The following is a 14,642-nucleotide window of genomic DNA, read 5'->3' as shown; positions in this document are numbered from 1 at the left end:
ATGACCACTGCAAAGACCATTCTCCTCACCACGCTTGCCGAATACCAGACCCGGTTCTGGATTCCGGTCGCGCAGCGGTTGCGCGCAGCCGGACATGACGTCGAACTGCTCGCCTTCGACGATCGCAGCGCCGAGATGTCGGTCGCCGAAGGCGTTCCGGTCACGAACATGTATCGCGAGGGTCTCAAGGCCGGCCCCTGGCCTGACGATCGCAAGGCGTTCGACGCGCGCGTGGCCTCTTACGGACTCGACGGGACCAATCTCCTGTTCAGCCATGAACGTTTCACCTTCGGCATCAACGATACCGCGGCGCTGCGCCGGCGTTTCATGATCTATGCCAATGCCATGGAGGCGCTGCTCGACCGGCTGGAGGCGCAGGAGCGACGCGCCGAACTGGTCCAAGAGCTCGGCGGCTTCCTTTCCGTCATCGCAAGCTTCTACGCCGCCAGGCGCCGGGGCATCCGCAACTGGTTCATCGAGCCGTCGTTCTTTCGCGGCCGGATGTATTTTACGCCGGACAGCTTTGCTGCGCCCGACGTGATGGCAAAGCCCGCCGATGCGGTGTCCGCCGAGGTCCGCGGCTATCTGGACGAGACGCTGACGCAGCGCGCGATCGTCATTCCCAAGAAGGATCAGCACCACTATTCGGCGGCGTTCAAGAAGGTCGTCAATTTGCGCAATGCCCATCGTCTCGCCGAGAAGCTCTGGGACCAATTCGCGCTCGGCAAGCACCAGGAATTCGGACACAATCTGCGTCATGCCCGCGTGCACGCCGCGATGGCGCTCAACGCGACGCGGCTGCGCAAGCTTTACCGGCCGCTACCCGAAAGACCCTTCGTCTACTATCCTTTCCATGTTCCGGCCGACATGGCGCTGACGCTGCGCTCGCCGGACTATCTCGACCAAGTTGCGACCGTCGACTTCCTGCTGCGCACCATCCCGGATTCGCACGTGCTCGTGGTGAAGGAACATCCAGCCCAGATCGGCGCCATCTCGGCCGCCCGCCTGCTCGAGCTCGCGCGCCGGTTCGACAATTTCGTGCTGCTGCCGCCGCAGACCAACAATTACACCGTGCTTAATCGCGCCGACGCCGTCGTCTCCGTCAACAGCAAGTCGGGTGCCGAGGCACTGCTGCTTGGCAAGCCGGTCGTGGTGATGGGCGATGCATTCTACCGCTCCTGTCCTCTGGTGCATGCGGTCGATCGACTGGCCGACGTGCCCGCGCGGCTGCGCCAAGCGCTGTCTACCGGGCCATTCGATCCCACCAAGGGTGCGCCCTATTTCGAGTCCGCCTGGCGCCGGTCTCATCCGGGCGAGCTCTATATCAGCGATCCCGAACTGCTCGACACGTTCGCGGCCTCCTTGCGCGCTGCAATGGCCGAACCGGCCCGTGTGAATTGAACGGACCCATCATGCCGCTCGTCTCGATCATCACACCGTCCTGGAACGTCGAAGGCCTGATCGAGGAGACGATCCGCTCGGTGCAGAGCCAGACATTCGCCGATTGGGAGCTCTTGATCGCCGACGACTGCTCGACCGACAACACGCCGGACATCATCGCGGCGATCGGCGCGCGCGATCCCCGCGTCAAGCTGATCCGGCAGGCCAAAAATGGCGGCCCGGCGCTCGCGCGCCAGGCATCGATCGATGCCGCGCAGGGCCGCTATCTCGCCTTCCTCGACAGCGACGATCTATGGCTCCCCGAAAAGCTCGAGCGGCAGCTCGCCTTCGCTAAGGCGAAGCAGGCCGCCCTCAGCTATACCGCTTTCCGCCGCATCAACGAGACCAACACGGTCACCGGACGGCTGATCGAGGTGCCGGCCTCGCTCAGCTATGGCCAGCTCCTGAAGAACACCGCGATCGCGACCCTGACCGCGATGGTCGACCGTGAGATCTCAGGTCCCATCACGATGAAGAACGAGGGCTACGATGATTTCTGCCTGTGGCTCTCGATCCTCAGGCGCGGCCGCACCGCATACGGTCTCAACGAGGACCTTGCCCGCTACCGCGTCAGGGGATTCTCGGTCTCCAGCCGCCCGGTGCGCTCGGCCAAATGGGTCTGGCAGATCTACCGCAACGTCGAACATCTCTCGCTGATCAGGTCGGTCTGGTGTTTTGCCCATTGGGGCGCGCGGGCCTGGCTGAAGCGGCGGGAATTCTAGCAAAGCCCGGCGCACAAGCGCCGCGTAGCCATCAGCCAGCCGGAAATGATCATTTCGGCCCGGACGGCGGCCCACTGGACTTTTGACGTATCATCACGCCAGAATGCAAGCCTATTGGCCTTTCCGCCCGTAGCCGATACCACTCTGCCGGCCTCACCGGACGAGTCCGCCCCCAAGATCCTCCTGGAACCCGATCATGCCGTTTGAAAGCTACAAGAACAGCCGCATCCTCGTGACCGGGGGCGCCGGCTTCATCGGATCGCATTTGTGCGAGCGACTGCTCGAAGCGGGGGCCGAGGTGGTGTCCGCGGACAATTATTTCACCGGCAGCCGGCGCAACATCGCCCATCTTATCGCCAATCCGCTGTTCGAGCCGGTCAGGCACGACGTCACCTTCCCGCTCTACATCGAGGTCGACGCGATCTTCAACCTGGCCTGTCCGGCCTCGCCAATCCACTACCAGCGTGACCCCGTGCAGACCACCAAGACCTCGGTGCACGGCGCCATCAACATGCTCGGCCTCGCCAAGCGACTGAAGGCGCGCATCTTCCAGGCCTCCACCAGCGAGGTCTATGGCGATCCGCTGATCCATCCGCAGACCGAGGACTATTGGGGTAATGTCAACCCGATCGGCATCCGCTCCTGCTACGACGAGGGCAAGCGCTGCGCCGAGACGCTGTTCTTCGACTACTGGCGTCAGCACGGCCTCCCGATCAAGGTCGCGCGCATCTTCAACACCTACGGCCCGCGCATGCAGCCCAACGACGGACGCGTGGTGTCGTCCTTCATCGTCCAGGCTCTCAAGGGCGAGCCGATCACCGTGTTCGGCGACGGCGGGCAGACCCGCTCCTTCTGCTATGTCGACGACCTCGTCGAGGCCATTACGCGGCTGATGGTGACACCGGAAGACGTCACCGGCCCAATTAACCTCGGCAACAACTCTGAGTTCACGATCCGTGAACTCGCCGAAAAGGTCATCAAACTCACGGGCTCGCGTTCCAAGCTGGTGTTCAACCCGCTGCCCCAAGACGACCCGCGGCAGCGCCAGCCCGACCTCGCCAAGGCGAAGGCGGCGCTGAACTGGGAGCCGAAGGTTGCGCTTGAAGATGGGCTGAAGGAGACGATCGCCTACTTCAAGCACTCGCTTCAACTGACCTGATTCCGCGCGCAGCTTTCATCGTCCGCAGCGCGCTTTCGCAATAAGCGCGCTGCGATCGCAAAAATCATCATTCGATGCTCGCTACGAAAAGCGCGAAATCAACCCAATGCACAGTAGCCGGACCCGCCCATCAATGGCTTAACCACTGGCCCGAACGCGTTGCGGATTTTACGACGCAATTCGAGTCGTCGGGCAAAACAGGCGCACTATGTCAGCATGTCAATGGTGCGTCAGGCAGGAAGCTGCTGCCGTGGAGGCCGTTGAGAAGGCAGCCGGGCTGACGGGCACGTGGGCATCGTGATTCACGACCGCACACCGACGGAGGACGTGACCTCCGCACCAACCCAACCGGGCATAGGATGGTGCCTCTGTCGGGCTGGACAGTGACGAGTCATCGACATTGAACATGAGACTATCCGCAGCCACCGGCGCTGCGCCGACGACGCCATCGCCATTGAGATCCTGCTGGAGTCGGCTCCAGTACTTTGATGGGATCGGTCCCCACCACTTCGGGAGCCGCGGCCAGCGTCGTCACGAAATTGCCGTCGCTGTGCGCGCTCCAGACTGCCCTCGACGAATCCTTCCAGACCACGTCGCAGCCACCACCTGACACCTGCTCGGCGGCAATGACCGACCCTGTAGTGTAGTTGGCCGTGGTCACCACAATGCCTGCACTATTCAGCATAGGCCCGGCCGGTCGAGATGTTGTCCTGTTCACACCAAGGTCCGCAACAGATCGGGCGATCTCTTTCTGAACGTTATGCCGGCCAGCCCGCCTTCACTTCGCTACTGCACTTGCTAGTTTTCCTCCCTCAGCGTCGTAATCTTCCGCTAGCAGCCAGCAAGCGTCGACAGCGTGACACACACCGGCTCCCGCAAGCCCGTCGGCCTTCTGAGTGCGTCAATGTGCCTGCCGGTCAGGCCGCATCCTTCCAGTCAACGATCCGCCCGACACGTCTGATCGCCGCTTAGAGCTCCTCACAGACGGCAGGGATGATGATTACTAGACTGGCCGCCGCCTTGCCTTCTTGCGATCACTCTATGGACGGCTCGACGCGGATGGAACAAGTGCTCAGCTTCCAAGCTGCCGCAAACACCTGAGCCATGTGCCGGGCGCGAACCAATTCACGGTCATCATGCAGCACGTAACTTGGCGCATCATCGCTGTCGCCACGACGACGATCTCGCCGCGCCGACCGCAATCAGTCTTCATAGACTGCGAGATAGGCCTATGCTAACCACCTCAAAAATGTCCTCCCGATCTTCACTATGCTCCTGAGCTTCGCATGTTTGATCTTGATCGTTCGAAGAACGATACTGCGATAACGATTGACTTCCTTCGAGCTCTCGCTGCGCAACTGGTGTGCGTGGGCCATGCCCTGTCGTTTTTTTTGAACTGGCATCCGTCAAACCTGCCGTATATGCAGAACGTCGGTGTTCTCCTGTTCTTCCTAATTTCTGGCTTTCTGATCACACACACCTTGGCGCGCAAATCGAATAATCCGACTTATGGATTTACCCAATTTTTCATTGAGCGATTTTCGCGGATCTATTCTGGGCTTATTCCCGCCCTCTTACTTGTTGTACTTGTCGACGGAATAACGATCTATTGGGCCGGCGCTCCGGATATCGCACGCTACTATGATTTGCAGACCCTGCTCGCAAATCTCGGTATGCTGACCGGCTATCGTGGAGCTTTCGCGTCTTCGCTCGCGCACTCCGAATTTGGATCGGCCAGTCCTCTTTGGACTTTGGCGATCGAATGGCACATTTACATGTTCGTGGGCGCGACGTTTTTTGCGGCGACACGTCCGAAGTCCATTCCCTTTATGCTGCCACTGGCACTCATCTTCAGTTCAAATCCGATCCACTACGTTTTCGGATCCTATCAAGAGGATGGGGTGGGCTTTGGCTTGTTCATCCTCTGGCTCTTGGGCGCGCTGGTCTATTTCATCGGCCTAACATCTATACGCGAGCGCGCTCCCGCGGCGATCGTTGGAATCCTGGGATGCGTGGTCTTTGTCGCGATCACCCGTGGTGGCCACGAATACAATTTGATCTCATATTTTGCCCTGTTCGCAGCCTTCTTTGGGGTAACAGCTGCAACACAGTCCCTTCATCAGGTCACATCGACATCTTTGGTCAGATGCATCGGCTTTTTGGCAGATTATTCATATTCGCTGTACCTGATCCACTACACGCTGATGTATGCGCTTTGGGTCATTTTCCCGACCAGAGGCTTTGCGATGTTTGTCCTTGCAGTCACGGCGTCCAATGCAATCGCGGTTGGGCTCGCCGAAATTGGGGAAAAGCAGCACAGACGTCTGGCGAAGAGATTGATCGCGGCGACCAATTCCTCGTGGAGCAAGGTCGGCTCGCAACATGCTCGCTGACATTCGTCTAAGGGCTCTGAGGACGTCCTGACAAGCGGCTCTTCTGCGCATCGTCGGAAGTTCTCTTGCGGACCGTTCAAGCGTTCAAGCGAGCAAATGCCACTCTGCACTCGAAGAAGTCGCTCCTACTACGCCGTCGCCATTGAGATCCTGATGGAAGCTCGGTTCCAGCGATTTGAGGGTCGCGTTTGAGCCCGAGACGATGCCGCCTACTGCGTTGGAGACTACGTTGCCGTTCGCGTCGGTATTCCAGACCGTATACTGATCACTGCCTTGCAGATGCAGCGCGACTTCGTAGCCGCTGGCCGTCTGCTCCACTCCAGTAAAGTTCCAGCTGCCGAACTGACCCGCAGTTACCACCGCACCGGAGTATTTGAGCGCCGGGCCTGCCCCGCCGGGAACAGGGTTGAAGTAGAAATTATCTCCAGCCTGAACGAGACTCGTCGATCCCAACGTCTCTATCACCGCGGTGCCCGCTGAAGCCGAGCTCACTATGACGCCATCGCCATTGAGGTCCTGATGGAAACTCGGCTCGAGCGATTGGAGTGCAGAACTCGAACCCGAGACGATGCCTCCCACTGCGTTGGAGACCACGTTGCCGTTCGCGTCGGTGTTCCAGACCGTATACTGATCGCTTCCCGGCAGATGCAGCGCGACCTCGTAGCCGCTGGCCGTCTGCTCTACACCGGTAAAGGTCCAGCTGCCGAACTGGCCCGCCATTACCACAGAGCCGGAGTATTTGAGCGTCGGGCCCGTCCCGCCCGAAACAGGGTTGAAGTAGAAATTAACTCCAGCCTGAACGAGACTCGTTGATCCGAAGGATTCGATCACATTGGTGGGGACCCCAATGGTGCCATCTCCATTGAGGTCCTGGTGGAAACTCGGCTCGAGCGATTGGAGTGCAGAACTCGAGCCCGATACGATGCCGCCCACCGCATTGGAGACCACGTTTCCGTTCGCGTCGGTGTTCCAGACCGTATACTGATCACCGCCCGGCAGATGTAGCGCGACTTCATAGCCGCTGCCGGTCTGTTCTGCGCCAATGAACGTCCAATTGCCGAACTGGCCGACCGTCACTACAGCACTAGAATATTTCAGCACGGGACCGGCTCCACCGGAGCTGGGGTTCAGATAGTAATTATTGCTCGTCAACACCAAGCTAGTCGCGCCGAGGGCTTCGATCACAGCGTCCGGAAGCCCAATCGTGGCATCGCCATTGAGATCCTGATGGAAGCTCGTCTCGAGCGCCTCGAAAACCTGACTGGTTCCTGACACGATGCCACCCACGGCATTGCCAACGACGTTGCCATTCGCATCCGTGTTCCAGACCGTATATTGATCGGCCCCGGGCAGGTGAAGCGCGACTTCGAAACCGCTACCGGTCTGTTCTGCCCCAACGAACGTCCAACTGCCGAACTGACCGCCCGTCACTGCAGCACCGGAATATTTCAGCACGGGGCCAATCCCGCCGGACGCGGGATCCAGATAGTAGTTGTTGTTGGCAACGACCAAGCTGGTGGCTCCGAAGGATTCAATCACAAGGGGTGTGAGCAAGCTCAAGAGAGCGGCACTCGATATCGTCGTGTCGGCAAACTGGAAATACTCCACGCCGTTGACGGTATCGGCACCGTCGGGAGAGCCGGAACGCTGGTCGCTAATCGTAAAGATTTGCGAACTGCTGTTGTAGGCGAAGCTATAGGTGGAGTGGTTGCCCGAATACACGGCCGTATCGCTGCCCGAGCCGCCACTGATGGTGTCGTTGCCCGTACCGCCGGTGATCGTGTCGTTGCCGCCCCCGCCGTTCAGCGCGTTGGCGATGGCGTTGCCCAAGATCGTGTCATTGCCAGAGCCGCCGATGGCGTTATCGATGTAGGAGCGCGCGTCGCCGTTATAGAGATAGGCGTTGTAGACATTGCCCGATGCGTAATGGCCGTCGCCGAGATAGGCCAGTTGGACGGAGGAGAATACCGACGACGCGCCGGGGTTAAGATTGATGCTCAGGTTCGTCGTGTAGTTCGACAGGTCGTAAGTATCGACGCCGCCCCCGTCCCAGACTGTCTCATAAATGCGATTGGCCGAACCGCCGACGCCGTCGCCCGGCGCGAGCTGCCCGACGCCATTGATGAACTCCTGCCCCGTGGTCGGGCTCCAGGTGTAGACCGTGTTGCTGCTCCGGGTCGTGAAGTTCGCGCCGTACATCGTCTGCAGCGCGAGGATGTCGTTGGCCATGTAGGTCTGCGGATATCCGTAGGCCTCATTGGTGTATCCGCTCGTGGTGGAAGCGCCGACATAGCTGCGATAGCTCATGACGGTATATTCGCTGTCGTCGTGCGCGGTCGGCACTGCGACGTTGGCCGGACCACCGGTCTCCTGGCTGTGCTTGAGGCCGACGGCATGGCCAAGCTCGTGGAGCGCGGTCGTGAAATAGTAGTTGCCAAGCTTGGCGAGCGAGTAGTTGTATTGAGTCCCGAACCAGATGTCGCCGCCGGAGGCATAATTGCCGGGATAGTAGGCGTAGGAGGTCGGATTGGCCGACGGCGACTGCGCGATCATGATGTCGGCGCCGTTCGTGCCTGCGTATTGGATATTGGCGTTGGTGTAGCCGTTGATCAATCCGATGGCGTAGTTGATCGCCGCCTGCATCTGGGTCGGCGCCGAGGCGAAGCCCGACGTGGTCGGCTCGCTGCTGCCGCCGGTGTACGGATTGGCGTAGTCGCTGGACGAATCCGGGAAACTATAGGTGATCGCGCCGGACCATTTGTAGCCCGACAGCAGACCATCGATATCGGCGTTGTTGGTCTTGGTGACCGTGACTGCGGTTGCCAAAGCGAATCTCCGAAGCAGCAAGCCCCGTCCGATTCGAGGCGTTAACGCAGGATTAGCGAGACAGTTGAACGTTTGGTTTAATTGGGCAAGGGCACCCGGACTTCTTTTATAATGCGCCGTTAGCCATTAAATCCCGTACTCATACGGGCACAAGCAGGAACCTCAGTTCCATGCGGCACCCAGGATTTGCAGGGGTTTCATGACACGACGCTCATTTGCGGCCGGACTGTTTGGCGCCCTGGCAGCGCTCGCCACATTCGATCATGCGCCCTTCGGAGGACTGCTCGTGATGGTAGAAAAGGCCAACGCGGAAGACGGCAGCAAGGCCGGCCGCTCGCCCTCCATGCCAATGGCTCGCGATCCTGCCGTTGCGGTGGCCGAGGAATACGAAATCGCCCGCCGGGAAGGAACGCGGGAGGCGTTCGAACTCTTCATTGCGCGCCACGGCGATGACCCGTTGGCCGAGAAGGCGCGCGCCGAACTGAAGCGCCTGTCGCGCTGATCCCGTCACGCAGCGCAGCAAACCGCGCCAGCCATGGCATTTCGGCAGGCGGCATCCGCGCCGACCCAGACTTGTCGCAAGGTCTTACGACACTATGGTAGCCACCGCAATCTGTCCCGGAGCCCTTTCACGATGCCCTTTCCGCATGCCTCGGAAGCCCTGTCGCGCTTCACCGTGCTCGATCTGACCCGGGTCCGCTCCGGGCCGACCTGCGTGCGGCAGCTCGCGGATTGGGGCGCCAATGTCATCAAGATCGACGCGCTGACTGAGGATACCGGTGGCGAGCAGCCGGGCGGACCCAGGCGGGGTTCCGACTTCCAGAATTTGCACCGTAACAAACGGGCGATGACGCTGAACCTGAAAGACGAGCGCGGGCTCGCCGTGTTCAAGCGCCTTGCCGCGAAGGCCGACGTCGTGGTCGAGAATTTCCGCCCCGACGTGAAGAAGAAGCTCGGCATCGACTATGAGAGCCTCGCCGCGATCAACCCGCGCATCGTCTATGGCAGCATTTCCGGGTTCGGCCAGGACGGCCCCTATCACAAGCGGCCGGGCTTCGATCAGATCGCGCAGGGCATGGGCGGCCTGATGTCGATCACCGGCGCGCCGGGCGGAGGACCGATGCGGGTCGGCATTCCCGTCGCCGACCTCACGGCGGGCCTGTTCTGTGCCATGGGCATTCTCACCGCGCTGCTCGAGCGCGAGGTCTCCGGCAAGGGCCAGTGGGTGCAGACCTCGCTGCTCCAGGCCCAGATCTTCATGCTCGACTTCCAAGCCGCGCGCTGGCTGATGGAGAAGGAGGTGGCCAAGCAGGCCGGCAACAATCACCCGACCAGCATCCCGACCGGCGTGTTCAGGACCTCGGACGGCTACATCAACATCGCGACCACGGGCGGGCGAATCTGGGAGCGCTGCGCCCAGGCGATCGGCGCGCCGGAGCTCGTCAGCAATCCCGACTACGCGACGGCCCCTGCGCGCTCCAGGAACCGCGACGCGCTCAACGCCGAGATCGAGAAGCGGACCGTGACAAAGTCGACCGAGACCTGGGTCCGTGAGCTCAACGATGCCGGCGTGCCCTGCGGGCCGATCTATGCCATCGACCAGATGTTCGAGGACGCGCAGGTCAAGCATCTTGGCATCGCGCAGGACGTGCCGAACGACGAGGACCGCCACATCCGCCTGGTCGGCCAGCCTGTGACGCTGTCGCGCACGCCGAGCAAGATGGTGGCGCGGCCGCCGGAATTCGGCGAGCAGACTGACGAGGTGCTGAGGGAGTTCGGCTTCGGTGGCGACGAGATTGCCAAGCTCAGGGACGCCAAGGTGGTGTGAACGTCACGCGCCGTGCCCAACGACAAAGCCCGGCACAAGGCCGCATTCTGCTTTACGACACAACAAAACGAATCCCCAACCTAATTCACTTTTCGTCGGGCAGCCGTTTGCCTTGCTGCCGCCAACCGACGCGGCCGAACAGACCGTCGATAACAGGCCAGAACAGCAGCCCGACCGCCAGCGTCGTGATGGAGCCCACCAGGCCGTTGGACCAAAACACCTTCAAGGTCCCGCCGGAGCCGATCATGGACAGGCGGAAGGCATCCTCGGCGCGGTTGCCGAGCACGAGCGCCAGCGTGAACGGCGCCAGGGGAATGCCGATCTTCTTGAAGACGTAGCCGACGATTCCGAAGCCGAGCATCAGCCAGATGTCGAACATCGCATTCTGGATCGCATAGGCGCCGATCGCGCACGACACCACGATCATCGGCGCCACCGCGGCGAACGGCACGCGCAGGATCGAGGCGAAGATCGGCACCGTCGTCAGCACCAGCACGAGGCCGACGACGTTGCCGAGATACATCGAGGCGATCAGGCCCCAGACGAAATCCTTGTGCTCGACGAACAGCAGCGGGCCGGGATTGAGCCCCCACACCATCAACCCGCCGAGCAGGATGGCCGCGGTGCCGGATCCGGGAATGCCGAGCGCCAGCATCGGCAGCAGTGCCGAGGTGCCGGACGCGTGTGCCGCCGTCTCCGGCGCGAACACGCCCTCGATGCGACCCTTGCCGAAACCCTCGGGATTCTTGGCGAAGCGCTTGGCGAGGTTGTAGCCCATGAAGGACGCCGCGATCGCGCCGCCGGGGGTAATGCCGAGCCAGCAGCCGATGAAGGACGAGCGCAGCAGAGTCATCCAATATTTCGGCAGGTCCTTCCAGACGCTGAGCACGACGCGGAGCGAGATGCTCGCCGCATGCCCGCGCAGCGCCAGCCGTTCCTCCATCGTCAGCAGGATTTCGCTGATGCCGAACAGGCCGATGACCGCGACCAGGAAGTTGATGCCGCGCAAAAGCTCGGCCGAGCCGAAGGTCATGCGCAGATTGCCCGAGACCGTATCCATACCGACCCCGGCGAGCAGGAGACCCAGCGACATCGAGATGACGGTCTTGTGCTTGGCTTCGCGCCCGAGGCCGACGAAGGAGCAGAAGGTCAATAGATACACCGCAAAGAACTCGGGCGGGCCGAACTTCAGCGCAAAGGACGAGATCATTGGCGCGAGGAAGGTGATCAAGAGCACCGCGACCAGCGAGCCGATGAAGGAGGACGTGAACGCCGCGGTCAGCGCCTCCGCTGCCCTTCCCTGCTGCGCCATCGGATAGCCGTCGAAGGTGGTTGCGACCGACCAGGCCTCGCCGGGAATGTTGAACAGGATCGAGGTGATCGCGCCGCCGAACAGCGCGCCCCAGTAGATGCAGGACAGCATCACGATCGCCGAGGTCGGATCCATCGTGAAGGTGAGCGGCAACAGGATCGCAACGCCGTTAGGGCCGCCGAGCCCCGGCAGCACGCCGACGAAGATGCCGAGCACCAGCCCGACCAGCATCAGCACAACTGTCTTCCACGTCAGCAGGACCGCGAAGCCGTGAATCAGGAGACCAAACGCTTCCATCGCGATCCGCCCTAGCGCCCGACGGCCGCTTCGAGCGGCCCTTTCGGCATGATGACGTCGAAGGCGATGTCGAAGGTGACGAACATGATCGCCGTGAACACGAAGGCGGTGAGCAGCGACTTCCACAGCGCGATCTTGCCGACGAAGCGCATGAAGCCGGAGATCAGGAGGAAGCTCGCGACATAGAGGCCGAGGAATTGGGTCACCAGGCAGAACAGCAGCGTCGGCACGAACACTGCCGTCACGCGGCGGGCTTGCGCCCGCGTGACAAAGGTCTCGCGCGCCGCGCGGTGCGCGAGGAGCGCGACGATCAGGCCGTAGAGGCTGCCGCCGCCGAGGATCACGCAGAGATAGAACGGGAAATAGCCGGGCTCGGGCCCTGTCGCATCCCAGGCCGCACCAGTGCGCCAATTGTCGTAGCCGAGCGTGACGGCAAGGGCCAGCAGCATGAGGCAGACGACGATCTCGATCGTGCCGGAGGAAACGACGGAGGGGGAGTCGTCCTCAGGCGCGGTCGGATCCTCGACGACGATTTCAAGATCGGTTTGGGACATTACTGTCACGGACGGAGTGCGTTCAATTCCCCCTCTCCCCGCTTGCGGGCAGAGGGTCGGTGAGGGAGTCTCCGCGGAGCCAATGAGAGTTACTCTCGCGGAGAGTCCCCCTCACCCGGATCGCGCCTTCGATGCAAATCCGACCTCTCCCCGCAAGCGGGGCGAGGTGACAAGCAGCTACTTCGCGACGAATCCGGCTTCCGTCATCAGCGCCTTGTTGATGGCATCGTCCTCCTCGAGGAACTGCACCATGTCCTTGCCGGTGAGGAAGATCGGCTTCAGGGCCTGCTTCTCCATATAATCCTTGTACTCGGCAGTCTGTGTCACCTTGTGGAAGAGATCGACATAGAACGCCTGCTGCTCCGGGGTGACCTTGCCGGGCAGGAACATCGCGCGCAGCATCAGGTACTGGACGTCGACGCCCTCCTCCTTGCAGGTCGGGATGTCGGCCCAGGACTGCGTCTCGGTCACCTTGGTGGTGTAGGCGATGCGCTCCTTGTCGAACACGCAGAGCGGACGCACCTGGCCCGCGCGCCAGACTTCGAGATTTTCGGAGGGGTTGTTGACATTGGCTTCGGTGTGGTTGCCGACCAACTGGGTCGCCGCCTCGCCGCCGGACTTGTAAGGCAAATAGGAGAATTTCGCGCCGGTCTTCTGCTCGAGAAAAACGGTCAGCACGTGATCCTCACGCTTGGAGCCGGTGCCGCCCATCTTGAACGGCGAGCTAGCCGCCTTCGCGGCTGCGACGAACTCCTTCACAGTCTTGGGACCTGCGCTGTTGTCCCACAGCACGAATTGGTCGAGCGCGATGACTGAGACCGGGGTCAGCTCGCGCCAGTTGAAGGGGATCTTCGCCGACAGCGGCAGCATGTAGATCAGCGAATAGGCGATCAGCACCTTGTTCGGATCGCCCTCGCTGGACTTCATGTACATCAGCGCTTCCGCGCCCGATGCGCCGCCCTTGAGCGAGACGACCATCGGCTGCTTCATCAGATTGTTCTTCTGGATCGCAGCCTGCATCATCCGCGCCATTTGGTCGGAGGCGCCACCCGCGCCCGCCGCGACCACGATCTCGACTGGCTTAGCCGGTTCCCAGCCGGCGAAGGCCGGCGTGCTCAACAACAGCGCCGTCGCAGCGCCAACGGCCTTTACTGGAATTCGCACGAGTTTCATCCCCTGATGTTTTTTGTTGTAGTGCGGAAAAGTTCTATCCTTGCATTGTGCGGAGTAATACCGACGAGTTCAAGCAGGCGGGCAATTCAGCGCATATGACTTTCGACTGACGAAGCCGAAAGCTCATGAGACTTTACCTGCCCTTCCAGTTCGGCGTACGCTTGTTGAGGAAGGCGTCCATGCCCTCGCGGAAATCCTCGCTCATATAGGCCTTCAGGATAAGGTCCTCGCCCTCTTCGCGCGACAGCGTGCGGCGGATACGGCGCACCGCTTCCTTGGTCGCTTCCAGCGTCAGCGGCGCGTGGCTGGCGACGAGCTTCGCCGTCTCGTCGGCGCGGCGCTGCAACGTCTCGACGTCGGGCACGACCTCGTTGAGCAGGCCGAGCGCGAGGGCTTCCGGCGCCTCGACGAGGCGCGCCTTGAAGATCAAATCCTTGGTGCGGGCGGGACCAACCAGCGCGACGACGCGGCTGATGTTCGACATCGACAGGCAATTGCCGAGCGTGCGCGCGATCGGAAAGCCGATCCGCGTCGTCTCGGTGCCGATGCGGAGATCGCAGCAGGCCGCGATCCCGGCGCCGCCGCCGGTGCAAGCTCCCGCGATCGCAGCGATCACGGGCACGCGGCACTGCTCGAGCGTGCCGAGCACGCGGTCGATGCGGGCCTCGTAGTCGAGCGCGTCCTGCGCGGACTTGAAGGCGCGGAACTGCGAGATATCGGTACCGGAGGCAAACGCCTTGTCGCCCGCGCCGGTCAGGATCAAGGCCTTGATCGAACGATCGGCGTTGATCTTCTGGCAGATCTCCGCCATGCGGTCATACATGGCGAAGGTCATGGCGTTGCGTGCCTGCGGGCGGTTGAAGGTGATCCGCGCGATGCCGTCCTGGACGGAGTAGAGCAGGTCTTCGTTGGCAGTTGGTGCGTTCATCGCGCTCACT

Annotated in this window: 11 protein-coding genes; 6 read left to right on the top strand and 5 right to left on the bottom strand. The window is 61.6% G+C overall.

Annotation, left to right across the window (positions count from 1 at the left end; genetic code table 11):
• From IVA78_RS31350 to IVA78_RS31335, 4 genes are all read left to right on the top strand, one after another.
• Complete coding sequence (locus tag IVA78_RS31350; protein ID WP_247469358.1) at window positions 1-1,401, top strand: capsule biosynthesis protein; 1,401 nt, start codon at window positions 1-3, stop codon at window positions 1,399-1,401.
• A gap of 11 nt (window positions 1,402-1,412) precedes the next feature.
• Complete coding sequence (locus tag IVA78_RS31345; protein WP_247334297.1) at window positions 1,413-2,162, top strand: glycosyltransferase family 2 protein; 750 nt, start codon at window positions 1,413-1,415, stop codon at window positions 2,160-2,162.
• Window positions 2,163-2,358: 196 nt separating this feature from the next.
• Window positions 2,359-3,321 carry a UDP-glucuronic acid decarboxylase family protein gene (locus IVA78_RS31340; RefSeq protein ID WP_247422075.1) on the top strand — a complete coding sequence of 321 codons (963 nt, stop codon included), beginning with the start codon at window positions 2,359-2,361 and terminating at the stop codon, window positions 3,319-3,321.
• Between the two features lie 1,286 nt (window positions 3,322-4,607).
• The gene (locus IVA78_RS31335) at window positions 4,608-5,714 is read left to right on the top strand and encodes an acyltransferase (RefSeq protein ID WP_247334295.1); all 1,107 of its coding nucleotides are present in this window, start codon (window positions 4,608-4,610) and stop codon (window positions 5,712-5,714) included.
• Between the two features lie 84 nt (window positions 5,715-5,798).
• On the opposite strand, the gene IVA78_RS31330 is transcribed toward IVA78_RS31335, so the two are convergent.
• Window positions 5,799-8,540: a M10 family metallopeptidase C-terminal domain-containing protein gene (locus tag IVA78_RS31330; protein ID WP_247469357.1), complete on the bottom strand. Its 2,742-nt coding sequence runs from the start codon at window positions 8,538-8,540 to the stop codon at window positions 5,799-5,801.
• A 199-nt stretch (window positions 8,541-8,739) separates the two neighbouring features.
• Here IVA78_RS31330 and IVA78_RS31325 point away from each other — a divergent pair, with 199 nt between their 5' ends.
• Window positions 8,740-9,042, top strand: coding sequence for a hypothetical protein (locus tag IVA78_RS31325; RefSeq protein ID WP_247334292.1), 303 nt, complete (start codon window positions 8,740-8,742; stop codon window positions 9,040-9,042).
• Between the two features lie 132 nt (window positions 9,043-9,174).
• Window positions 9,175-10,368: a CoA transferase gene (locus tag IVA78_RS31320; protein WP_247469356.1), complete on the top strand. Its 1,194-nt coding sequence runs from the start codon at window positions 9,175-9,177 to the stop codon at window positions 10,366-10,368.
• Window positions 10,369-10,453: 85 nt separating this feature from the next.
• On the opposite strand, the gene IVA78_RS31315 is transcribed toward IVA78_RS31320, so the two are convergent.
• From IVA78_RS31315 to IVA78_RS31300, 4 genes are all read right to left on the bottom strand, one after another.
• Window positions 10,454-11,977, bottom strand: a complete 1,524-nt coding sequence (locus IVA78_RS31315; RefSeq protein ID WP_247469355.1) for a tripartite tricarboxylate transporter permease — start codon at window positions 11,975-11,977, stop codon at window positions 10,454-10,456.
• An 11-nt stretch (window positions 11,978-11,988) separates the two neighbouring features.
• Window positions 11,989-12,531, bottom strand: coding sequence for a tripartite tricarboxylate transporter TctB family protein (locus IVA78_RS31310; RefSeq protein ID WP_247469353.1), 543 nt, complete (start codon window positions 12,529-12,531; stop codon window positions 11,989-11,991).
• A gap of 177 nt (window positions 12,532-12,708) precedes the next feature.
• The gene (locus IVA78_RS31305; RefSeq protein WP_247334284.1) at window positions 12,709-13,704 is read right to left on the bottom strand and encodes a tripartite tricarboxylate transporter substrate-binding protein; all 996 of its coding nucleotides are present in this window, start codon (window positions 13,702-13,704) and stop codon (window positions 12,709-12,711) included.
• A gap of 133 nt (window positions 13,705-13,837) precedes the next feature.
• A complete protein-coding gene (locus tag IVA78_RS31300; protein WP_247334282.1) occupies window positions 13,838-14,632 on the bottom strand; it encodes an enoyl-CoA hydratase/isomerase family protein in 795 nt (264 codons plus the stop codon).
• Window positions 14,633-14,642 lie beyond the last annotated feature (10 nt).

The organism is Bradyrhizobium sp. 137 (genome assembly GCF_023074095.1).
In the GTDB taxonomy this organism is placed as follows: domain Bacteria; phylum Pseudomonadota; class Alphaproteobacteria; order Rhizobiales; family Xanthobacteraceae; genus Bradyrhizobium.
The sequence above is the reverse complement of the archived record's forward strand: the minus strand, read 5'-3'. Positions and strand labels throughout refer to the sequence as shown.

Bases quoted from the DNA above. Each gene is read 5' to 3' on its own strand.
- IVA78_RS31310 (WP_247469353.1), bottom strand. From the start codon at position 12,531: ATGTCCCAAACCGATCTTGAAATCGTCGTCGAGGATCCGACCGCGCCT.
- IVA78_RS31320 (WP_247469356.1), top strand. From the start codon at position 9,175: ATGCCCTTTCCGCATGCCTCGGAAGCCCTGTCGCGCTTCACCGTGCTC.
- IVA78_RS31300 (WP_247334282.1), bottom strand. From the start codon at position 14,632: ATGAACGCACCAACTGCCAACGAAGACCTGCTCTACTCCGTCCAGGAC.
- IVA78_RS31305 (WP_247334284.1), bottom strand. From the start codon at position 13,704: ATGAAACTCGTGCGAATTCCAGTAAAGGCCGTTGGCGCTGCGACGGCG.
- IVA78_RS31340 (WP_247422075.1), top strand. From the start codon at position 2,359: ATGCCGTTTGAAAGCTACAAGAACAGCCGCATCCTCGTGACCGGGGGC.
- IVA78_RS31345 (WP_247334297.1), top strand. From the start codon at position 1,413: ATGCCGCTCGTCTCGATCATCACACCGTCCTGGAACGTCGAAGGCCTG.
- IVA78_RS31315 (WP_247469355.1), bottom strand. From the start codon at position 11,977: ATGGAAGCGTTTGGTCTCCTGATTCACGGCTTCGCGGTCCTGCTGACG.
- IVA78_RS31335 (WP_247334295.1), top strand. From the start codon at position 4,608: ATGTTTGATCTTGATCGTTCGAAGAACGATACTGCGATAACGATTGAC.
- IVA78_RS31325 (WP_247334292.1), top strand. From the start codon at position 8,740: ATGACACGACGCTCATTTGCGGCCGGACTGTTTGGCGCCCTGGCAGCG.
- IVA78_RS31350 (WP_247469358.1), top strand. From the start codon at position 1: ATGACCACTGCAAAGACCATTCTCCTCACCACGCTTGCCGAATACCAG.